The sequence below is a fragment of the Achromobacter sp. ACM03 genome (assembly GCF_014851665.1).
In the GTDB taxonomy this organism is placed as follows: Bacteria; Pseudomonadota; Gammaproteobacteria; order Burkholderiales; family Burkholderiaceae_B; genus Achromobacter; species Achromobacter aegrifaciens.
Genome location: NZ_JACVAD010000034.1, coordinates 1 through 256, shown reverse-complemented (window position 1 = coordinate 256; position 256 = coordinate 1). Strand labels below are relative to the sequence as shown.

Here is a 256-nt window from a genome sequence, read left to right as displayed (position 1 = left end):
ACTTACGGCGAGGGGGCTTTTCACCCCCTTTATCGCTACTCATGTCAGCATTCGCACTTCTGATACCTCCAGCAGCCTTTACAAGCCACCTTCGCAGGCTTACAGAACGCTCTCCTACCGCGTGCACTAAAAGTGCACACCCGCAGCTTCGGTTTATCGCTTAGCCCCGTTACATCTTCCGCGCAGGACGACTCGATCAGTGAGCTATTACGCTTTCTTTAAAGGATGGCTGCTTCTAAGCCAACCTCCTGACTGT

Annotated in this window: 1 rRNA gene; it reads right to left on the bottom strand. The window is 52.7% G+C overall.

Features of this window, described 5'->3' with window-relative positions:
- Positions 1–256 (bottom strand): 23S ribosomal RNA (locus tag IB257_RS31465); the annotation flags it as partial.